This is a genomic window from Amycolatopsis echigonensis (assembly GCF_014174495.1).
GTDB lineage: Bacteria > Actinomycetota > Actinomycetes > Mycobacteriales > Pseudonocardiaceae > Amycolatopsis > Amycolatopsis echigonensis.
Genome location: NZ_JACJHR010000045.1, coordinates 1 through 19,705 on the forward strand (window position 1 = coordinate 1; position 19,705 = coordinate 19,705).

General features: G+C 66.7%; 17 protein-coding genes and 1 pseudogene. 7 read left to right on the forward strand and 11 right to left on the reverse strand.

Annotated features, from left to right (window positions below):
- Positions 1–662, forward strand: a pseudogene (locus H5411_RS27475) (HNH endonuclease); the annotation flags it as partial.
- Between the two features lie 5 nt (positions 663–667).
- Here H5411_RS27475 and mnmA read toward each other — a convergent pair.
- The 3 genes from mnmA to H5411_RS27490 all read right to left on the reverse strand — a co-directional run bounded on the left by mnmA (position 668) and on the right by H5411_RS27490 (position 4,392).
- Positions 668–1,762, reverse strand: a complete 1,095-nt coding sequence (gene mnmA / locus H5411_RS27480; protein ID WP_101435319.1) for a tRNA 2-thiouridine(34) synthase MnmA — start codon at positions 1,760–1,762, stop codon at positions 668–670.
- 4 nt (positions 1,763–1,766) lie between these two features.
- Positions 1,767–2,963, reverse strand: coding sequence for a cysteine desulfurase family protein (locus tag H5411_RS27485; protein WP_101435320.1), 1,197 nt, complete (start codon positions 2,961–2,963; stop codon positions 1,767–1,769).
- 64 nt (positions 2,964–3,027) lie between these two features.
- The gene (locus H5411_RS27490; protein WP_183125483.1) at positions 3,028–4,392 is read right to left on the reverse strand and encodes an MFS transporter; all 1,365 of its coding nucleotides are present in this window, start codon (positions 4,390–4,392) and stop codon (positions 3,028–3,030) included.
- A gap of 401 nt (positions 4,393–4,793) precedes the next feature.
- Here H5411_RS27490 and H5411_RS27495 point away from each other — a divergent pair, with 401 nt between their 5' ends.
- Positions 4,794–5,699 (forward strand): NADP-dependent oxidoreductase, encoded by a 906-nt coding sequence (locus tag H5411_RS27495; protein ID WP_101435322.1) that lies wholly within the window; start codon positions 4,794–4,796, stop codon positions 5,697–5,699.
- 427 nt (positions 5,700–6,126) lie between these two features.
- On the opposite strand, the gene H5411_RS27500 is transcribed toward H5411_RS27495, so the two are convergent.
- The 4 genes from H5411_RS27500 to H5411_RS27515 all read right to left on the reverse strand — a co-directional run bounded on the left by H5411_RS27500 (position 6,127) and on the right by H5411_RS27515 (position 9,740).
- Positions 6,127–7,011 (reverse strand): lysophospholipid acyltransferase family protein, encoded by an 885-nt coding sequence (locus H5411_RS27500; protein ID WP_183125484.1) that lies wholly within the window; start codon positions 7,009–7,011, stop codon positions 6,127–6,129.
- Positions 7,008–7,790, reverse strand: a complete 783-nt coding sequence (locus tag H5411_RS27505; protein ID WP_183125485.1) for a GNAT family N-acetyltransferase — start codon at positions 7,788–7,790, stop codon at positions 7,008–7,010. Before H5411_RS27505 ends, H5411_RS27500 begins: the two co-directional genes overlap by 4 nt.
- A gap of 176 nt (positions 7,791–7,966) precedes the next feature.
- A complete protein-coding gene (locus tag H5411_RS27510; protein ID WP_101435325.1) occupies positions 7,967–8,926 on the reverse strand; it encodes an electron transfer flavoprotein subunit alpha/FixB family protein in 960 nt (319 codons plus the stop codon).
- 28 nt (positions 8,927–8,954) lie between these two features.
- Positions 8,955–9,740: an electron transfer flavoprotein subunit beta/FixA family protein gene (locus tag H5411_RS27515; RefSeq protein ID WP_101435326.1), complete on the reverse strand. Its 786-nt coding sequence runs from the start codon at positions 9,738–9,740 to the stop codon at positions 8,955–8,957.
- Positions 9,741–9,983: 243 nt separating this feature from the next.
- On the opposite strand from H5411_RS27515, the gene H5411_RS27520 reads away from it, so the two are divergent.
- Complete coding sequence (locus H5411_RS27520) at positions 9,984–10,823, forward strand: DegV family protein (protein ID WP_101435327.1); 840 nt, start codon at positions 9,984–9,986, stop codon at positions 10,821–10,823.
- Here H5411_RS27520 and H5411_RS27525 read toward each other — a convergent pair.
- Positions 10,801–11,232, reverse strand: a complete 432-nt coding sequence (locus tag H5411_RS27525; RefSeq protein ID WP_183125486.1) for a hypothetical protein — start codon at positions 11,230–11,232, stop codon at positions 10,801–10,803. The genes H5411_RS27520 and H5411_RS27525 overlap by 23 nt on opposite strands.
- A 53-nt stretch (positions 11,233–11,285) precedes the next feature.
- On the opposite strand from H5411_RS27525, the gene H5411_RS27530 reads away from it, so the two are divergent.
- Genes H5411_RS27530 through H5411_RS27540 form a run of 3 tightly spaced genes read left to right on the forward strand, consistent with a single transcriptional unit; the run spans position 11,286 to position 14,094 of the window.
- Positions 11,286–12,059, forward strand: coding sequence for a class I SAM-dependent methyltransferase (locus H5411_RS27530; protein ID WP_183125487.1), 774 nt, complete (start codon positions 11,286–11,288; stop codon positions 12,057–12,059).
- Positions 12,056–13,585, forward strand: a complete 1,530-nt coding sequence (locus tag H5411_RS27535) for a 1,4-alpha-glucan branching protein domain-containing protein (protein WP_183125488.1) — start codon at positions 12,056–12,058, stop codon at positions 13,583–13,585. The genes H5411_RS27530 and H5411_RS27535 overlap by 4 nt, the downstream gene beginning before the upstream one ends.
- A 17-nt stretch (positions 13,586–13,602) precedes the next feature.
- Positions 13,603–14,094, forward strand: a complete 492-nt coding sequence (locus H5411_RS27540; RefSeq protein ID WP_183125521.1) for a glutathione peroxidase — start codon at positions 13,603–13,605, stop codon at positions 14,092–14,094.
- A 511-nt stretch (positions 14,095–14,605) separates the two neighbouring features.
- Here H5411_RS27540 and H5411_RS27545 read toward each other — a convergent pair.
- Positions 14,606–16,420, reverse strand: a complete 1,815-nt coding sequence (locus H5411_RS27545; RefSeq protein ID WP_183125489.1) for a glycoside hydrolase family 2 protein — start codon at positions 16,418–16,420, stop codon at positions 14,606–14,608.
- Between the two features lie 514 nt (positions 16,421–16,934).
- Between H5411_RS27545 and H5411_RS27550 the strand changes: the two genes are divergently transcribed.
- Entirely contained in the window at positions 16,935–18,188 is a 1,254-nt protein-coding gene (locus H5411_RS27550; RefSeq protein ID WP_101435333.1) for a glycosyltransferase family 4 protein, read from the forward strand.
- A gap of 65 nt (positions 18,189–18,253) precedes the next feature.
- Here H5411_RS27550 and H5411_RS27555 read toward each other — a convergent pair whose 3' ends face one another.
- Both H5411_RS27555 and H5411_RS27560 read right to left on the reverse strand, forming a co-directional pair.
- The gene (locus tag H5411_RS27555) at positions 18,254–18,715 is read right to left on the reverse strand and encodes a MarR family winged helix-turn-helix transcriptional regulator (protein WP_183125490.1); all 462 of its coding nucleotides are present in this window, start codon (positions 18,713–18,715) and stop codon (positions 18,254–18,256) included.
- Positions 18,716–18,910: 195 nt separating this feature from the next.
- Complete coding sequence (locus H5411_RS27560; RefSeq protein WP_183125491.1) at positions 18,911–19,702, reverse strand: alpha/beta fold hydrolase; 792 nt, start codon at positions 19,700–19,702, stop codon at positions 18,911–18,913.
- Positions 19,703–19,705: the final 3 nt, after the last annotated feature.

Genomic DNA, 19,705 nt, shown 5'->3' on the forward strand with positions numbered 1-19,705 from the left:
ACGCGTCGGCTGACAAGGCTGCAGCGGCCTATCTCCGTGTCGACAAGATCGCTCGATCGCTCAAGACGGGTGACGAGAAGCGAACTCTCGACCAGCTGCGCGCTGACGTCGCGATCGATCTGCTGCTCAGCGGCAAGGGCGGCGTTCCAGAGCAAACCGAGGTGTACCTCTATGTCGATCTGAAGACATACCTGGGCCTCAACGACAATCCCGCCGAACTGGCTGGTCACGGTCATATCCCCGCCGAGCTCGCACGCCACATCGCCACTGGTCCCGACACGATCGTCCGCCGAGTCATCACCGATCCGCTGACTGGACAAGTGATCGAGGTCGGCAAGTTCCGGTATCGGCCGAGCATCGATGTCGAAGAGTTCGTGCGGGTCCGTGATCGTGAGTGCCGCCAGCCCGGCTGCCCGCGGCCCGCGCAGAACTGCCTCACGGAACCCACCGGTCCTGATTCCGCGGACGCGGACTCGACGTTGAGCTATTGCCTACGCCACCGCCGGCTCAAGAATCGAGCTGACTGGAGCTACGAGATCATGCAGGACGGAAAGCTGATCGTCACGACACCGACAGGTGAGAAAGCTGAGAGCGCACCTCCGCCGCTGCACGATCCCCAACCCACGCCGGATCAACCAGAGGAGGAACGTCTAGGCGCTTAAGGAGATCAGCGCGTGCCAGAAATCTTGGCGCTGCCGAGCACGAGGTCGCCAGCCTGGTCGTCTTGCCGATAAAGGACAACTACCTGACCAGGTGCCACACCGCGCAATGGCTCGCGCAACTGGATGGAGACTCGTCCGTCTTCATCCGCTTCGGCGACTGCATCGGCGATGCCTCCGTGCGCGCGGACCTGAACGGTGCATTCGGTCGGACCGTCCAAGGGTCGTCCGCTCGGCCAGATCGCCCGGTCCGCGTCGATCGCCTGGACACCGAGGTCTGCCGACGACCCGACCTTCACCGTGCCCGAAACAGGTTCGAGCGACAGGACGTACCGCGGTCGCCCATCAGCGGCCGGCGCATCGATACCGAGGCCCTTCCTCTGGCCGACGGTGAACCCGTGCACGCCGGTGTGGTGCCCGAGCACCGCTCCTGTCTCTGCGTCGACAAGTTCACCAGGACGCTCGCCGAGCCGCTTCTCCAAGAACTTCTTGGTGTCGCCGTCCGGGATGAAGCAGATGTCGTGGCTGTCCGGCTTCCGCGCGACGGAAAGTCCACGCTGCTCCGCCTCCGCACGCACGTCCGACTTCCAGGAGTCGCCCAGCGGAAACATCGCATGACGAAGCTGCTCTGGCTGCAGTGAAGCCAGAACGTACGACTGATCCTTACCCTCATCCGCGCTCCGGCGAAGTTCCAGCTCGCCGTCAACAGTCGCTAGGCGCGCATAGTGGCCGGTCGCAACAGCGTCGAAGCCGAGAGCGAGCGCCTTCTCCAGCAGCGCCTCGAACTTGATCTTCTCGTTGCAGGTCACGCAAGGGTTCGGCGTACGCCCGGCCGCGTACTCGCCGACGAAGGTCTCGACGACCTCCTCGGTGAAGCGCTCCGCGAAGTCCCAGATGTAGAACGGGATGCCAAGGATGTCAGCAGCCCGGCGAGCGTCGTGCGAATCCTCGATGGTGCAGCAGCCGCGGGAACCCGTCCGCAGCGTGCCAGGTTGAGCCGAGAGCGCCAGATGCACTCCGACGACGTCGTGGCCGGCGTCCACTGCGCGCGCCGCGGCGACGGCCGAGTCGACTCCTCCGCTCATTGCGGCCAAAACCCGCATTTCCTTACACCTCTTGCTTCTGAGTCTGCTTGCGCATGCCGGCGAGACCGGCCTGTCGGGCACGGGTGACGACGCCGCCGATCTCGCGCGCCAGGGTGTGCACGTCATCCAGCGTCGACGTGTGGCCAAGCGAGAACCGGAGCGAACCGCGCGCTGCGGCGGCGTCTGCCCCCATCGCCAGGAGGACGTGACTTGGCTGCGCGACACCCGCCGTGCACGCCGAACCGGTGGAGCACTCGATGCCCTTGGCGTCCAGAAGCATCAGCAGGCTGTCACCCGCACAGCCGGGGAAAGTGAAGTGAGCGTGGCTCGGCAAACGCTCTCCGTCGCGACCGTTAAGAATCGCGTCCGGGACCTCGCGCAGAACCGCGGCGACAAGTTCATCGCGCAGCTTCTCGACCCGGTCGGCGTACTCCGCGCGCCCGCTGATCGCCGCTTGCACCGCAGCGGCGAAGCCAGCGATCGCCGGGACGTCGAGAGTGCCCGAGCGAACACTGCGTTCCTGGCCACCGCCGTGGAGGACAGGGACGCACGAGGTATCGCGGTCGAGGAGAAGTGCGCCGACGCCGTACGGGCCGCCAAGCTTGTGGCCGGTCAGCGTGAGTGCGGCTGCGCCAGATGCGGTGAAGTCAACAGGAACTGCGCCAACCGCCTGGACGGCATCGGTGTGCAGAGGAACCCCGTATTCGTTGCAGACTTCAGCGAGAGCGGCGACCGGATTGACAGTGCCGACCTCGTTGTTCGCCCACATCACCGTTGCCAGCGCAACGGTCTCCGGCGCCGACTCGATCGCAGCGCGGAGCGTTTCCGGCGCAACCCGGCCCTGGTCGTCTACTTCGAGCCAGGTGATCTCGGCGTCGGAGTGCTGCTCCAGCCACTCGACTGTGTCGAGGACCGCGTGATGCTCGACCGTGCTGCAAAGGATGCGACGTCGAGCCGAGTCCTCGCCGTGGCGGGCCCAAAAGATGCCTTTGACCGCGAGGTTGTCACTCTCCGTACCACCGCCGGTGAAGATAACCTCCGACGGCCGCGCGCCCAATGCGGCGGCGATCACTTCGCGTGCTTCCTCGACCGCGCGTCGAGCTCTGCGGCCCGAAGAATGCAACGCAGAGGCGTTGCCCACGGTGGACAAAGCCTCAGTCATCGCCGCAATGGCTTCGGGCAGCATCGGAGTCGTTGCCGCATGGTCGAGATAGGTCATCGCTCTATCAGGGTAGACCGATGCGGCCTGTGACGAAGCTCGCCCCAGGCCGCGGAGTGGCACGTCACACCTGTTTCGGCCACCTGCTCGTGAGGCGGACGCCGAGCAGCGCCAGCAGGACGAGGGCGATACTGAGCAGTCCCATCGCGGCAGAAGGCTGGGCAGCGGACGCGACGGCGGCCAGAAGCACCCCGCCGAGGCCGATGAGCAGCGCGGATCCGACCCAGTCGGCGAGCTGCATGACGGAGGTATTGAACCCCCGCTCCCCTTCCGGCGAGTAGCGCAGCAACAGGACCGAGATGGCGGGCATGGCGATTCCCATCCCGGCTCCTCCGACCGCGCAAACAGCGAAGGCCACCCAGGCGGGGAACCACGATTGGGCGACAAAACCGAAGCCGACCAGGCCAATCGCGACGAGCGCGAAGCCGGTGCGCAGCGATGCCTCGCGGGACCAGTCGAGGAACCGGCCTTGGAGGGCTGACGCGGCCGACCAGCCAAGCGCGGTGATGGTCAGCGGCAGGCCAGCGAGCGCAGGGCTGTAACCGTGAACGGTGGTCATGGTCAGCGGGAGGTAGGCCTCCATGCCCGCATATGCGCCGGCGATCAGGGCGCGAGAGGCAACCACCGTGGGCAGTCCGGGGCGAGAGGTCATAGTTCCGGCAGGCAGGAGCTTGCGCAATGCGACGGCTAGCCCGACCAGGCCCAAGGCCCCGTACGCGATCGCGGCGGGCGATGGGTGCTGAGCGGCCCAGCTCAGGGCAGCGACTCCAAGTGCCGCGACAACAGCGGCGACGACACCCGCGCGACGTCCGGCTGGCAGCGGCACATGGGCGGGCAAACGGCGAGTGATCTTGCAGAGGAGGACGACACCGATCCCGACCAGCGGAAGCAGCCCGAGGAAGACCCACCGCCAGCCCACGGTCACGGTCACCACGCCGGCGACCGACGGGCCGATGACCGCCGGAAGCACCCAAGCAGCCGCGTTGGCCGCGTAGATGACGGGACGTTCGCGGTCGGTGAACGTCAGGGCGATCAGGAGCGAGACGGACACCAGCAGGAACCCCGAGCCGAAGCCCTGGAGCGCGCGGCCGACCAGAAGCATCGGCATCGTCGTGGCGATACCGGCGACAGCTAGTCCCGCAGCGAACAGCACCGGGCCCACCAGGAGGGCGGGTGCCGGTCCTCGGCGGTCGCCCAGTCGTCCGGACAAGACAGTGGCGACCACGCTGGCCACCAGGAACGTGGTGAACGGCCAAGAGTAGAGCGCGAGACCGTGGAGTTCGGCGACCAGCGTGGGCATCGCGGTGGCGACGCCCATGTTTTCAAAAGCCACCAGCGTGACCACAAGCAACAGGCCGACGGTGACAAGGCGATGTTCGCGACTCCAGAGGACGCTTTTTCGAGGCTGTGCTTCGACGGTCTGGCTCATGATCGCGAGCTTGCAATCTCCAGCGCTATGGAGGTCAAGCCGCCATCTGGCCTTTCGGGGTGAGCGGCGGGGTGCATCGCGTCCAGGTGGAAATTCGAGGCCTCAGGATGATGGTTCGCGGCTCAGGCTGGATCTGTTGATGCCACATCCGGGCAATGGAGGAGCGCTCGCCGCAGGAAGTCGATGACGCGAGGTAGCAGGCGACGTCGTGACGGTCACCAGACCGATGAATCAGCCACTCTTGCGGCTATGGGGCGCACTGTCTGCGTCACAGGGCGGTCGAGCGCGACGGGGGTGCGCGCGTTGCCGTTGACTGGCGAATCGAGCGTGCGGCTCGGAATGCGCCGGAGGCTGGTTGGCTTTAAGTAGGACGTACCGCGACCAAAGGAGAGCGAACCGAGATGCGAGCCATCACATTCGCCGAGTACGGCGGGCCTGAAGTGCTGCAACTGAAAGAGGTTCCGGTGCCGGAGCCCGGCCCGGGGCAGGTCCGGGTCGCAGTCCGGCGAGCGGGGATCAACCCGATCGACTGGAAGATTCGTTCGGGAGCGATGGCCGGAGGTGCGGCGCTCGAAGGTCCGCGGATCCCAGGGCTGGAGATCGCCGGAGTGGTCGACGCGGTGGGCGACGGAGCTGAGTTCAGCGTCGGCGATGAGGTGTTCGGTTGGTCGGCGACTGGCGGATACGCGGAGTTCGCGCTCGGCGGGGCGATCGTTCGCAAGCCGGCCGATCTCTCGTGGGATGACGCGGCGGCGTTGCCGGTTGCTGGCGAAACTGCGTTGCGCGTATTGCGGCTGCTCGACGTCAAAGCGGGCGAGCTGCTGGTTGTCCACGGAGCGAGTGGCGCTGTCGGTCGTTTCGCGACACAGATCGCGGTCGCGTTGGGAGCGACGGTGATTGGAACGGCTGGGCAGCACAATCTCGATGAGGTGAAAGCTCTGGGCGCGATTCCGGTGCGTTACGGCGACGGGTGGCTGGAGCGTGTCCGTGAAGTGGCGGACCGACCGGTCGATGCGGTGTTCGATGCGTCCGGTCATGGTGTTTTGCCGGAATCTATCGAGCTTCGCGGGTCGAAGGATCGCATCGTGACTATTGCCGACGGTGCGGCGTTCCAGCTCGGGCTCCCGTTCTCGTCTGGTGGCCAGGACGGGCAGACCCAAGAGGTACTGAACGAGATCCTCGGGTATGTACATAATGGACTGCGGATTGCGCAGGGGAAGACCTTTCCGCTAGAGGAAGCAGCAGCTGCACAGGAAGAGAGCCGGAACGGCCACCCCGGAGGGAAGCTGACTATTGCCGTTTCCTGACCACGTTCGTCGACTAAGCTGGGGAACGGTGCAGCTTTAGGTACCAGTTGGTGTCGCCATTTCGTGGCAACCGCGGCAAGCGGGTCGTTGCCTCTCAGTGGCGAAAAGGCTGAGCGCCGCGAGCAGACGCGCCGAGGCAACGGTGTCGCCACTCAGCGGCGACAAATCCGGAGCGCAGAAACCAGGCGCGTCGACGTAAGTGATTCTTGTCGCGAGGCGGGCGCGGATGACCCGACGGGTTACCGGCACCGAGCCGGATAGCCGTAGCCATTCAGCGGAGAGGCAAGACGGGTGGCTGTCGCCGCTGAGTGGCGAAAGAGCTGGCTATGGTCAGCCGAAAGGCGAACCGGCGGGGGTCGGAGAGCTGTGGAAGGGTGTCGCCAAAAAACGGCAACACCCGTCCACGGCCCGCTGACCAGGGCGTTCGTCAGTGTGCGACCGGCTGGGAGGACGCCGGACGGCCGACCAGAACCCGGCGACGCTGCGGCGGGATGCGAACCGTGCCGAGGGCCGAGTGGACAGCCGCCTCGGCAAGGGCGGCCAGCGAACGGCGGTCTTCGGCGCGGCCCGGGGCGATCTCCGGGCACACGTGCACTTCCAGGACCAGACCGCGCAGCGCGGCGACCCGGCGCAACGACGCGATGAGCGACTCCGGTCCGATGAACGCCGGCTGGCTGGTTTCGCGACCGTCGGCGAGGCGGTAGCGCAAGGCGATCGGCCGGACCGGCACGCCGCCGTCGATCGCGGCTTGGAAGGTGGCCGTGGTGAAGCGGCCGGAGGCCAGGCCGCACCAGGTGGTGCCCTCCGGGGTGACGTTGACGAGCGCGCCGGCGCGGAGGCTGTCGGCAAGTTCGGCCATGGTGCCTGGCAGGGTGCGCAAACGGTTGCGGTCCAGGAAAATGCTGCCGCCTCGACGCACGAGCGTGCCCAGGACCGGCCAGGAACCGATCTCGATCTTCGCGAGCGCGCGCATCGGGCGCAGTGCATTGATGGCGACGATGTCCAGCCACGAGATGTGGTTGTTCACCACCAGCGCACCGCGGCCTGCCGGAGCGGCGAGGAAGTCCGCACCGCCTACGACAGACATCCGCACGCCAAACGCCCTCAGCACGGCACGGAAAATCCGGCGCACCAAACGTTCCCTGCTCCGGCCGCGGATCACCAACAGCGCCGGCGCGAGCAGCAGCGCCGCGAAGACTACCGAAATCGCTGCGGTGAAACGCAAAATCCGCCGAGGCAAGCCGACTGTCGGCGCGCCCTCGGTGAGGCAGCCGTCACCGCAGGGCGACGTCGGCATCCATGCGTGACTCATCCTTGCGCTCCGAGGAAGAACTTCAAGTACCGCTCGTCGACCTGCTGCAAATCGAGAAGAACAAAGAAGTCCGCGACACCGAAGTCGGTATCGAGGGCCGGCGGGCCGCACACTTTGGCTCCAAGCCGTACGTAACCCTTGATCAGCGGCGGAAGCATGGCCCGGTCAGGACGCGCGATCGCGCTCGGGTCCCATGGGTTCAACGGCGAGACGCGCAACGAGTCGTCGGCGTGATGCTTGGTACGGAGGACATCCCAGACGCCCGCGGCGTAGCTGCCGCCATCGTTCAGCGGGACCGAAGCGCAGCCGGCGAGATAACGGTGTCCGGAAAGGAGCATGTAGCGAGCGATGCCGGCCCACACCAGGCTCACGACGGCACCGCTGCGGTGGTCGGGGTGAACGCAGGACCGCCCGGTCTCGACCAAGGACGGCCGCAGATCGGCGAGCGTCGTCAAGTCGAATTCGCTGTCGGAATAGAGCTTTCCGGCCTGCGCGGCACGCTCCGGCGGGAGCATGCGGTAGCAGCCGACGATCTCGCCGGTGTTGTCGTCGCGGACCACGAGGTGATCGCAGAATTCGTCGAAGTAGTCGACGTCCCGGCCGGGCTCCGGGGAATGCAGTTCCGCCCCCATCTCCTCGGCGAAAACCCGGTATCGCAGTTTCTGTGCGGCGAGCACTTCATCGTTCCCGTTGGCGACCAGAAGCGAATACCGCGGCGCGCCTGCGGGAAGGTCGGCACCCGCCTGATCAGTACTGACGAGGAGCTGTGACGACGTCATGGTCAAGGTGTACCTGCCGGTAAGCGGCCTCGGAGAGTGCCAATCGATGACCGGTCAGTGCACGTTGAGTTAATTGCGGGTTCTCAGGTTCTTCTCAGACTGCCGAGACGCTTCCGGAGAACGCGGAAGGCCGCCGCGTGGCGAGCACGCGGCGGCCTTCCGAGCGAACGAGAACGTCAGCCCTTGCGCTTGTCGACAGCCTCGGTCAGCTGCGGCGCGACGTTGAACAGGTCGCCCACCACACCGAAGTCGGCGATCTCGAAGATCGGGGCCTCGGCGTCCTTGTTGACCGCGATGATCGTCTTCGACGTCTGCATGCCGGCGCGGTGCTGGATCGCGCCGGAGATGCCGAGGGCGATGTACAGCTGCGGCGACACCGTCTTGCCGGTCTGGCCGACCTGGAACTGCGCCGGGTAGTAGCCGGAGTCGACCGCGGCACGGGAGGCGCCGACAGCCGCGCCGAGCGAGTCGGCCAGCTTCTCGACGACGTCGAACTTCTCCGCCGAGCCGACGCCGCGACCGCCGGACACGACGATCGACGCCTCGGTCAGCTCCGGACGGTCCCCGCCGACAACCGGCTCGATGCCGGTGATCTTGGCGGACTTCGCCGGGTCCTGCGCCGGGATCTCGACGGTCTCCTCGGCGGCCGCGCCATCGGCGGCCTCCGCCTCGACCGCACCCGGACGCACCGACACGACCGGCGCGCCCTTGGCGGCCTTAGACTTCACCGAGAAGGCGCCACCGAAGATGGACTGTTCCACGGTGCCGTCGGCGTTCACACCGACCGCGTCGTAGAGCAGACCGGAGCCCAGCCGCAGCGCGACCCGCGCGGCCACCTCCTTGCCCTCGGCGCTGGCGGCGACGAGCACCGCGGCCGGGGAGACCTGCTCGGCGAGCTTCGCGAGCACGTCGACCTTCGGGGTCACCAGGTAACCGGCAGCGTCGTCGCCCTCGGCGACGTACACCTTCGCCGCGCCGTGGCCGGCGAGCGCTTCCTTGGCCTTCGCCGCGGTGCCGGTCGGGCCCACCACGACGGCGGAGGGCTCGCCGAGAGCGCGCGCGGCGGTCAGCAGCTCGAGCGTGACCTTCTTGACATCACCGTCGACGTGGTCGACGAGGACGAGTACTTCAGCCATTTTCCGGAATCCTCCTCGAAACCGTGTCTCAGATGAGCTTCTGCGCGACCAGGTACTCAGCGACCTTCGAGCCGCCGTCGCCCTCGTCCTCGACCTTCTCGCCCGCGGTGCGCGGCGGCTTCGGCGAGGCCTCGACGACAGTCGACCACGCGTTGGCGAGACCGACCTCGCCCGCGTCGATGCCCAGGTCGGCGATGGTCAGCGTCTCGACCGGCTTCTTCTTCGCGGCCATGATGCCCTTGAACGACGGGTAGCGCGGCTCGTTGATCTTCTCGCTCACGCTCACCAGCGCCGGCAGGTTCGCCTCGAGGTGGGTGATGCCGTCCTCGGTCTCGCGGTCGGCCTTCACGGAGGAACCCTCGACGGTCAGCTGGCGCACGTAGGTCAGCTGCGGCACACCGAGCAGCTCGGCGAGGATCGCGGGCACGGCGGCACCGCGGCCGTCGGACGCCTCATTGCCGGCCAGGATCAGGTCGAAACCCTCAACCTTGCCGACGGCGGCGGCGAGGACCTTCGCGGTGGCGATCGCGTCGGAGCCGTGCAGTGCCTCGTCGGACACGTGGATGGCCTTGTCGGCGCCCATGGAGAGCGCCTTGCGGATCGCGTCGGTCGCGCGGTCCGGGCCGACCGAGATCACGGTGACCTCGCCCTCGCCGGCTTCCTTGATCTTGAGGGCCTCTTCGACGGCCTTCTCGTTGATCTCGTCGAGCACGGCGTCGGCGGATTCGCGGTCAAGGGTGTTGTCGGAACCGGAGAGCTTCCGCTCCGAGTAGGTGTCCGGTACCTGCTTGACCAGGACAACGATGTTCGTCATGGGTCTTCTTCGACCTCCCGGTTGGGGCCGGCTCTCGGCCGCGGGACAGTGCTCTACTGAGCGGTAGATTAGGGCCAATTCCGCGGACGGACCCCTCGAGGTGACGGCATTCACCTGGATGAGCAATCTAATGGGACCATCGTCCTAGTATTTGCTCGGTTAGCCCGTCCAGCGCGCCACTCGCCCGATCGGACCAATGGTCGCTTACTCGCAGTAGGCCGTCAGGGGTTACGCTCCGGCACCATGTCCGCGCACATCGCCGTAGTCACCGACTCGACCTCGTGCCTGCCCGAGCAACTCGCCGCTCAGTGGCGAATCAGTGTCGTCCAGGTCCAGCTGCACGTCGGCGACCAGACGGACGACGAGCACCGCTTCGACCGGAGCGAGCTCATCCAGACGATGAAGTCCGGCGCGGCTGTCACGACTTCCCCGCCCGATCCGGGCGCGTTCTTCTGGAGCTACCAGGACGCGGCCTCCGCCGGCGCGTCCGCCATCGTGAGCCTGCACATCTCCGGACGGCTTTCGCAGACCGTCGAAGCCGCCCGCGAAGCCGCCCAGCAGGTCCGGATTCCCGTGCACATCCTCGACAGCGGGACGGCGAGCATGAGTCTCGGCTACGCAGCGGTGTCCGCCGCCCGCGTCGCCGGAGCCGGCGGACAGCTCGAGCGAGTCCTCGACGCCGCGGAACGGCGAGTGCGCAGCTCGACCGAACTGATCTACGTCGACACGCTTGAGTACTTGCGGCGATCGGGACGGATCGGTGCCGCCCAGTCGATGCTCGGCAGTGCGTTCGCGATCAAGCCGCTGCTCACCGTCCGCAATGGAGAAGTGAGCCCGCTCGCCCGCGTTCCCGGCACTAAACGAGCGATGAACCGGCTCGTTGACCTGGCGGTGAAGGCCGCCGGCGACCAGCCGGTCGACCTCGCGGTGACCCGCTTCGGTTCCGACGAGAGCGAGATCGTCCAGCGGCTGCGAGAGCGCGTGCCGGGCGCGGGCGAGATCGTCGTGGGCGATGCGAGCACCGTGATCGGCGCCCACGTCGGCCCGGGTGCGCTCAGCATCACGGTGTCGCCGTCGAACTGACCGCGTTTCGCCGCGCCGGGACCACAAGCACTACGAGCGGCAGCAGGACCGTCACCGCGAGCCCGCCGATGATGAGCATCTGGTCGAGCTGCGGATAGTGCGCGAGGTGCCCCGCGTGGTAGATGAGGTGTGGAACGGCGAACAGCAGCGCCGCGATCGCCACCAGCCGCGCGACAATTGTGGTGCCCATCACGGCAGCGCCGACCAGCATCGCGCCAAGCGCCAGGCTGAGGCCGCCGAAATCGATGATGAAGTGCTCGTTATAGGGCCCGTCCATGGAGACCCAGCCGTGCCGGAAGCCGGGAAAGTCCTGGTAGAACCTCATCGGGTCGAGCAGCGGCCACAGCCCCTGCACCAGGGTGTAGAGACCGAGCAGGATCAGGAGGATGCGCGTGATCGTCCGTTGCATACGGCTGGAACGAGACGGCTGCGCGAAACGTGACAGGCGCTAGGGTCGCGCAGGTGACCAACGCAGCCACCCGGGCCGAGGCACTCCACCTCACCGGCGAACGGACCGTCCCCGGCATCCCCGAGGAAAATTACTGGTTCCGCCGCCACGAAGCCGCCTACCTGGCCCTTCTCCCCCACTGCGCCGACGCGACGGTGCTCGAAGCCGGCTGCGGCGAGGGCTACGGCGCCGGGCTCATCGCCCAGCACGCCCGCCGAGTGCTCGCGCTGGACTACGACGTGCCGACCACCGAGCACGTCGCGCGCCGGTACCCGGATGTCGCCGTCGCGCGGGCAAACCTGGCGTACCTCCCACTGCGGGACGGCACGGTCGACGTGGTCGCGAACTTCCAGGTGATCGAGCATCTCTGGGACCAGGACGGTTTCCTCGCCGAATGCTTCCGCGTCCTGCGCCCGGGCGGGAAACTGCTGGTCACGACCCCGAACCGGCTCACCTTCACGCCGGACAGCGACACTCCCCTCAACCCGTTTCACACGCGCGAACTGTCACCGTCCGAAATGGACGGCCTGCTGCGCGCTGCCGGGTTCACCGTCGCGGCACTGAACGGGCTGCACCATGCGGAATCCCTGCGCACCACGGAATCCCGCTACGGCGGCTCGATCATCGACGCCCAGTTGGACGTCGTCATGGGCTCCCTTCCTGGCCAGGCTACCTGGCCCGCCGACCTCCTCGCGGACGTCGCGGCGATCCGGGCCGACGACTTCGCCGTGCACGACGACGACCTCGACGCGAGTCTCGACCTGGTGGCCGTGGCGGTGCGCCCGTGAGCGCCGGGAACTCCGCCCACGAAGGCACGTTCTGCCTCGTCCTGCACAGTCACCTGCCGTGGCTGCCGCACCATGGCAGCTGGCCGGTCGGGGAGGAATGGCTGTACCAAGCGTGGACACATTCGTACCTGCCGGTCGTCGACCTGCTGCGCCGTTTCGCCGCTGAGGGGCGACGCGACGTCTTGACGCTCGGCATGACGCCAGTACTCGCCGCGCAGCTCGACGATCCGTACGCCATCCGCGCCTGCCACGACTGGGTCGGCCACTGGCAGCTGCGCACGCAGCACGCATCGACGCTTTGGCACGGCGATCCGTTGCTGCGCGACCTCGCCGCCGCCGAGCACCAGGCCGCGATGCGCGCGACCGAGGAGCTGGAAACGCGCTGGCGGCACGGCTTCTCGCCGATCCTGCGGTCGCTTGTGGACAGTGACACGATCGAGCTGCTCGGCGGACCACTCGCGCATCCGTTCCAGCCATTGCTGGACCAGCGGGTGCGACGGTTCGCCCTCCAGGCGGGGCTGGAGGACACGGCGCTGCGCATTGGCCGTGCGCAGGAAGGTATTTGGGCACCTGAGTGTGGTTATGCACCGGGAATGGAACGAGATTATCACGACGCCGGTGTGCGACGCTTCCTTGTCGACGGCCCTTCACTCCATGGTGACACTTCGGCCGCCCATCCCGTCGGCGATTCCGACGTCGTCTGTTTCGGCCGCGATCTCGAAGTCACCTACCGGGTTTGGTCGCCGAAGGCTGGCTACCCAGGCCATGCGGCGTACCGCGATTTCCACACCTGGGCGCACGAAGTCGGCCTGAAGGCATCGCGCGTCACCGGGAAAACTGTTGAGCCACAAGACAAAGCTCCCTACGACCCCACGCTCGCTGCGGACGTTTTGGGTTCGCACGTCAAGGATTTCGTCGAAACAGTCGTCGCGCGGCTGAGGTCTCTCCGCGATCAACACGGCCGCGAGTCGCTGGTGGTTGCCGCCTACGACACGGAACTCTTCGGACACTGGTGGCACGAAGGCCCCGCATGGCTCGAGGGGATCCTGCGCGCACTGCCCGAAGCGGGCGTCCGAGTGACCACATTGCGCGGCGCGCTGGAGGCCGGCCACATAGGCGAACCGGTCCAGTTGCCCGCATCCTCGTGGGGCTCCGGCAAGGACTGGCGAGTCTGGGACGGCGAACAGGTCGCGGACATGGTGCAGGACAACACCGCCCTGCAGACCCGTCTGCTCGACTTGGTCGACAAGCAGGACGGGACCACTCGCGACGCCGTTGCCGATCAAGCCGTCGCCGAGGCGATGATGGCGCTGTCCAGCGACTGGGCGTTCATGGTCACCAAGGACTCCGCCGCCGACTACGCCCGTCGGCGCGCCCGGGTGCACACCGAACGATTCGACGCCCTGGCAGGGTTGCTGCGCAGCGGGGATCGTGCTCGAGCGCTTGCCCTGGCCGAGGAATACCGACGGGCCGACGGCCCGTTCGGACACCTGGACGCGCGCGCCCTGCGCCGTCCTCGCGCATGACGATCGAAGGGAATTCCATGGGAATCCGCGACCTGCCCCTCAAGACCCTGTCCGGCGAAGACGCCACTCTCGAAGGACCGCTGGCCGGCAAGACGCTGCTCGTGGTGAACGTGGCGTCGAAATGCGGGTTGACGCCGCAGTACTCCGGTCTGGAGCGGCTGCAGGAGCGCTACGGCGACAAGGGCTTCTCGGTAGTCGGGTTCCCGTGCAACCAGTTCGCCGGCCAGGAGCCAGGAACGGCGGAGGAAATCCAGACGTTCTGCTCGACCACGTACGGGGTGTCATTCCCGCTGTTCGAGAAGATCGACGTCAACGGTGAAGGCCGCCACCCGCTCTACGCAAGCATCACGGAAACTCCTGACGCGGACGGCGAAGCCGGCGATGTGCAGTGGAACTTCGAGAAGTTCCTGATCAGCCCGGACGGTGAGGTGCTCGGTCGTTTCCGTCCGCGCACGGAGCCGGAAGACGAGACGATCGTCGCGGCGATCGAAGCGGCTCTGCCTGCTTGAGCTTCGGCCTTGCTCTCCGGTCTGCGTTGTCGCGGCCGGAGAGCAGTCGCCGTTTTTCGGCAACTGCCAGCGAACGCAGATGGCGGCTGGCCTCTGACGGAGATAGCTCAGCCGTTGGTTTGCGCCGTTGCCGTCCAGTGGCGAAACGCCGGGCGGTCATTTGCCGTCACTCGCCCGCGGCGTTGTCGCCTCTCGGCGGCGACGGCCGACTTACGACGTGAGTCGCCGCGAGCGGACGTCGCCATGCGCACCACAATGTCAGCCTGGTGCTACCAGCCAAGGATGCTGTCGCCGTCCAAAGGCGAGTTCGACACCACGATGCTATAGCCGCTGACCGGCGACGGTGAAGCAGCAAGTTCGGGCTAGACGACATCGCGCCAGCTTCGAAACGCCGTCGACCAGTTCGTCGCCAGTGAGCGGCGAATCGCAAGTCGGCCTGGTTCGTCCCCCAGGCCGCAGTCCCCGTGCAGAACTGCATATCTCGCGTTGCCGCTCAGTGGCGAATCGCAGGTCAACGGCTGTTCGAAGCCTCGCCAGCCGGCTCGGCAACGGACTTCACCTCGGGGTGCGAACCACGCGCGATCACCGCTCGGTTGTGGTTCGCGGCGTCGGCGAAGTCGAGCTTCTGCACTCGGCGATCGTAGGTGAGGAGGCCGTTCACTTCGTTCTCTACATCAGTGGTCTGAGTATAGATCGCACCGGACAACCCCAGGCCGGAAACCAACCCTTCGAGGCGTTCGCTCACCTCCGCGTACCGGCGAGTGAGGTGCGCGGAATCGATCGTCATCTCGTAGGCATTGGGCGGACCTGGCCAAACGTGGCCTTCGAGGATCAAGCCCAGGCCACCGTATTCGCCGTCCACCAACGCGCGATGGTCCCCCTCGTGCGGCTCGCCCGGTCCGACGTATGTGTGATCGTCGTAGATGTCGCCAGCACCAGTGTCCGGGCGAGAGAAACAGCAGTTCACGCCGCTGTTGGCGATCACTAGCCGCGTCGGGTCGAGTTCTTTTACGAGGGCCGCGATCCGGGCGGTGTCGAATTCTCCCCAGCCTTCGTTGAACGGCACCCAGGCGACGATCGACGTGACATTGCGCAGCTGCGCGATCATTTCCCGCAGCTCGGCTTCGAATCGTTGTTGTCCTTCGGGCAACGGATCCGGCGCGTGCCCGGGCGGCCCGGCGAACGAGACGACCAGCGACGGCATGTCCTGCCAGACAACCAGACCCAGCCGGTCCGCCCAGTAGTACCAGCGCGCGGGCTCGACCTTGATGTGCTTGCGGACCAGGTTGAACCCGAGTTCCTTCGTCTTTTCGAGATCAAACCGAAGCGCCTCGTCGGTCGGCGCGGTGTAGCCGCCGTCCGGCCAGTAACCCTGGTCGAGTGGTCCATGCATGAAGGCGATCCGGCCGTTCAGAGCGATCCGTGGCCGTCCGTTGACATCTGGGACGATTTCTACCGTTCGCAGACCGCAATAACTGGCGACTTCGTCCAATACATCACCGTGCGCATCCAGCAGCCGGACGGTGATGTCATAGAGAACCGGATCGTCAGGAGACCACGGATGCGGCTCCGGAAGGTTGGCCCGCAGCCGCGCGCCGGCGCTGCTTTGAACGCGCGCCGCCTCGTCGCCGTTTGGCGGCGAAACGATCAGCTCCACTTCAGTTCCGCCGGTGACCTGCGGGAACACCGACACACCCGAAAGGTCCGAGGTTATTTCCAGGGACGAAATGCGCTCGTTCGGCACCGGCTCGATCCACACGGTCTGCCAAATTCCCGACGTCGGGGTGTAGCAGATACCGCCAGGTTCGTTGCGCTGCTTGCCGATCGGGTACGGCTCGATGTCCGTACGGTCCTCTGCGCGAACGGTAATTTCCTGCGGTCCCGATGCACGGAGCGCGTCCGTGATGTCCGCGGAGAACGCCGTGTACCCGCCCTCATGGGTGACCACCGACTGGTTGTTGACCCGCACCTCGGCTTTCTGGTCGACTGCACCGAAATGCAGCAGCACCCGTCGCCCGCTCCAGCTTTCCGGGACCTCGAACAGCCGTCGGTACCACAGCACTTCGTCGCGTCGGCCGATTCCAGAGAGCGCTGATTCAGGCGCGAAGGGAACCAGGATGCGCTCGCTGTACCCGACGGGTCGCGGCTCCGCGGGCGAAGCAGGCCATCCTGCGTACTCCCAGATGCCGTTGAGGCTCAGCCATTCCGGCCGGCGGAGCTGGGGCCGCGGGTACTCGGGCAGCACCGCGGCCGGGTCGACCCGGTCGGTCCACGGGGTAGTCAGTGGCGGATCCGCGCACTGCCATTCGGGCTCTGTTGGAGTCATTGCTGGCCATGGTGGCAGAGAATCGCGGTCTGCGGCATAGCTTGCGGGCTGTTCGGGGGCCGGTGAGCGGGTGCTGCTCGACGGTCACGGCGGCTGCTGATCGTCGAAGGCTGGCAACTGGTCGCCGCGGGTTCCCTAGGCGAAGCAGCGGGATGGCCGGCGGCGACCTCTTCGCCGCTCAGTGGCTAATAGCTGGTCAGCCACTGGCGAGCGGGCTCCAGTTCAGGACGCCGAGGGGATGCGGCTGTGCGTGAGGTCTGCTCGTAGCGGCAGAGCAACTCGTGGGTCCGTCTAGCGCTCGCTACTGGTCCGCAGCACGGGGCTGAGCTGCGGGGATGCGATCGTCGCGAGCTGGCGAGACAACCAGGCGGTGCTGTTGCCGTTTTTCGGCAAAACGCTCTGACCAGCTGATTCTTCCCTGCTCATGCCCTCTCTCTCCGGATGGCGGCGACGCTTTCCGCCGGTCGTTCGGGCGGCCGACCCAGGGTAAGCGACTGGCGAGTAACCTCGGGCCATGCGCGTGCTGATGTTGTCCTGGGAGTACCCGCCGGTGGTCATCGGCGGGCTGGCCCGGCACGTTCACGCGCTGGCGAGGCACCTCGCGCAGCAGGGCCACGACGTCGTCGTCCTTTGCCGGCACACCGCGGGCACCGACGCGTCGACGCATCCGCGCAGCGATCGGGTCATCGAAGGGGTGCGGGTAGTTCGCGTGGCCGAGGACCCGATGCACCTGACTTTCGAGCGGGATCTTGTCGCCTGGACGCTCGCCATGGGCCACGCCATGGTCCGGGCGGCGCAGGATTTGCTCCGCACGTGGCAACCCGACGTCGTGCACGCTCACGACTGGCTGGTCACGCATCCGGCGATCGCGGTCGCCGAGGCTGCTCGCGTGCCGCTCGTCGGGACGATTCATGCGACCGAAGCGGGCCGGCATTCCGGTTGGCTATCGCATCCGCTCAACCAGCAGGTGCATTCGGTCGAATGGTGGCTGGCCAATCGCGCCGACGCGGTGATCACCTGTTCGCAGGCCATGCGCAAGGAGGTCGCGCATCTCTTCGAGATCGACCCGGCCGACGTCGCGGTGATCCACAACGGCATCGAAGGACGCAGCTGGCGCGTGTCGACCGGCGAAGTCGCGCGGATGCGGGAGCAGCACAGTCCGGACGGTTCGCCGTTCCTGCTGTTCTTCGGCCGGTTGGAGTGGGAAAAGGGCGTGCAAGACCTGCTGGCCGCGTTGCCCCGGATCCGCCGCCAGTTCCCGGGGACCCGGGTGGTCGTCGCCGGAAAAGGGCGACATCACGACGAACTTGTCGCGCAGGCTCGCAAGCTGCGGATCCGCCGGGCGGTGGACTTCGTCGGGCATCTCTCCGACCGCGACCTGCGAGCTCTCCTCGCAGCAGCCGACGCGGTCGTGCTGCCCAGCCGGTATGAGCCGTTCGGCATCGTCGCGTTGGAAGCCGCTGCCGCAAAAGCACCGTTGGTGGCGTCGACCGCGGGTGGGCTCGGCGAGGTTGTCATCGACGGCGAGACCGGCCTGGCTTTCGAGCCTGGCGACGTCGCTGGCCTCGCGTCGGCCGTAGCGACGGTCTTGAGCGACGTTCCGGCCGCGACCCGGCGCGCGCGTGCAGCGCAGGCCCGGCTTGGCGCGGACTTTGATTGGGGCCGGATCGCAGAGGCGACCGTCGAGGTTTATCGGCGGGCCCGAGTCGGTGAGCCGGTAGAATTGGGGCGACCGAAGATCGCTACTGGCAATGCGTTCGAGGTGTAAGACACGCGTTGGTCAGCGGCTCCTAGGATTCGCCGTTCAGCGGCGAATGCCTGGTCAGAGTACTGTCAGCGAGGGTCGACGGCGGCGATGAGGTCGCGGAAGCCGGGGTCTGCTGCTACACGGTCGAAAGCGCTTGCCAACGCGGCTTCGTAGACTGGAACAGCGTTGCGCAGCATGACTCGGCCGGCGTCGGTGATTCCGGTGTAGACGCCGCGGCGGTCGTATTCGCAGAGACGTCGTTCTGTCAGGCCGGTCCGTTCGAGCCGGCCGACCAGGCGGGTCGCGGAACTCTGGTTGAGTGACGTCGCGTCCGCGAGCTCCTGCATGCGGAGTTCGCCGTCGGGGTGATCGGCCAGCGACATCAGAGCGACGAATTCCGAGAAGCCGAGGTGCAGCTGCCGTTGCAGGGCCTGTTCGACCTCGTGGTCGATGCGGCTGCGAAGTGCCATCATGCGGGGCCACATCGCGCCGAGCGCGGTGAGTCTCGCCCCTGCCTGCTTGCGGCCAGGGGAAGGTGTGGTGGTCACGCGAACGACCTCTCCGGCAAAGCCTTGTCCGGCATCGAGAAATGACGCCGAGACCTCTTGTATAGCACATGTGCGTGCATGCAATTGAGTCCTCGTCAGCCTCTCGTTGTCCGGGGACCGTCGTTGACCTGCACGCCATCACACTGCGGGGAGACGTTCTGTTGCGTAAGAACCTGGACGGCTTGACGGAACCGGTCAGGCCAATGTCCGCAGGAACTGTCGCAGCAATGGGTTGACCTGCTCTGGATGAGTCAGGGTCGGCGTATGGGCCGCGCCGCGGATTACGTGCACGTCGCTGGCGTTCGGGAGGCGTTCGCTCAGCAGGTCCATGCGGTCGCGAGGGAGTGAAACGTCGTGTTCGCCCCACATCAGCAACGTCGGACAGGTGATTTCATTCAGGCGGCCCGAGACGTCGTCTCGCTCGAGCAGGCAGTGCGCAGCAGGGCCTAGCGGGAGCGCGGGTGCGGCACGCCATCGTGCACGTAACTCGTCGCGGAGGTCGGATTCTCCGAGCAGTTGCGTCGACAGGGGTACGGTCAGGTCGTCAATGGGGCCGTATTCGCGCAGAGCTGCGAACATGTCGCCGTAGCCTGCCTTGTCGGCTGGACTGCACGGTGTTGCTTCCGTGTCCCAGAGCACCAGACCGGCGACTCGCTCCGGTGCCAGCAACGCAATCCGTAATGCCGTGAAGCCGCCTTGGGAGAGTCCACCTGCGACGGCGCGTTCAACGCCCAGGTGATCCAGGAGGCCGAGCGCGTCCCGAGCCTGGTCCCAGTAGGTGTATGACGTGCCGGGTTCGGTGTCCGGGGTTTGCCCGTGGCCGCGGGCGTCCCAGGTGATCACGCGCCACTCCGGCGCGAGCATCGCTGCTTGCGGCGAGAAGGTCGAGTGGTCCAGGAAGTAGCCGTGACCTAGAAGCAAGGCCGGTCCGTCTCCCCCGCTGTCCGCGAAGAAGATCGGGCGATCGTTCACGGTCGCGATGGGCATTTG

What these genes read in the sequence shown, in the direction of transcription:
- H5411_RS27485 (WP_101435320.1), bottom strand. Translation starts at nt 2,963, where the DNA reads ATGACCTATCTCGACCATGCGGCAACGACTCCGATGCTGCCCGAAGCC.
- H5411_RS27500 (WP_183125484.1), bottom strand. Translation starts at nt 7,011, where the DNA reads ATGAGTCACGCATGGATGCCGACGTCGCCCTGCGGTGACGGCTGCCTC.
- H5411_RS27490 (WP_183125483.1), bottom strand. Translation starts at nt 4,392, where the DNA reads ATGAGCCAGACCGTCGAAGCACAGCCTCGAAAAAGCGTCCTCTGGAGT.
- H5411_RS27545 (WP_183125489.1), bottom strand. Translation starts at nt 16,420, where the DNA reads ATGACTCCAACAGAGCCCGAATGGCAGTGCGCGGATCCGCCACTGACT.
- H5411_RS27505 (WP_183125485.1), bottom strand. Translation starts at nt 7,790, where the DNA reads ATGACGTCGTCACAGCTCCTCGTCAGTACTGATCAGGCGGGTGCCGAC.
- H5411_RS27510 (WP_101435325.1), bottom strand. Translation starts at nt 8,926, where the DNA reads ATGGCTGAAGTACTCGTCCTCGTCGACCACGTCGACGGTGATGTCAAG.
- H5411_RS27515 (WP_101435326.1), bottom strand. Translation starts at nt 9,740, where the DNA reads ATGACGAACATCGTTGTCCTGGTCAAGCAGGTACCGGACACCTACTCG.
- H5411_RS27525 (WP_183125486.1), bottom strand. Translation starts at nt 11,232, where the DNA reads ATGCAACGGACGATCACGCGCATCCTCCTGATCCTGCTCGGTCTCTAC.
- H5411_RS27550 (WP_101435333.1), top strand. Translation starts at nt 16,935, where the DNA reads ATGCGCGTGCTGATGTTGTCCTGGGAGTACCCGCCGGTGGTCATCGGC.
- H5411_RS27560 (WP_183125491.1), bottom strand. Translation starts at nt 19,702, where the DNA reads ATGCCCATCGCGACCGTGAACGATCGCCCGATCTTCTTCGCGGACAGC.
- H5411_RS27520 (WP_101435327.1), top strand. Translation starts at nt 9,984, where the DNA reads ATGTCCGCGCACATCGCCGTAGTCACCGACTCGACCTCGTGCCTGCCC.
- mnmA (WP_101435319.1), bottom strand. Translation starts at nt 1,762, where the DNA reads ATGCGGGTTTTGGCCGCAATGAGCGGAGGAGTCGACTCGGCCGTCGCC.
- H5411_RS27540 (WP_183125521.1), top strand. Translation starts at nt 13,603, where the DNA reads ATGGGAATCCGCGACCTGCCCCTCAAGACCCTGTCCGGCGAAGACGCC.
- H5411_RS27495 (WP_101435322.1), top strand. Translation starts at nt 4,794, where the DNA reads ATGCGAGCCATCACATTCGCCGAGTACGGCGGGCCTGAAGTGCTGCAA.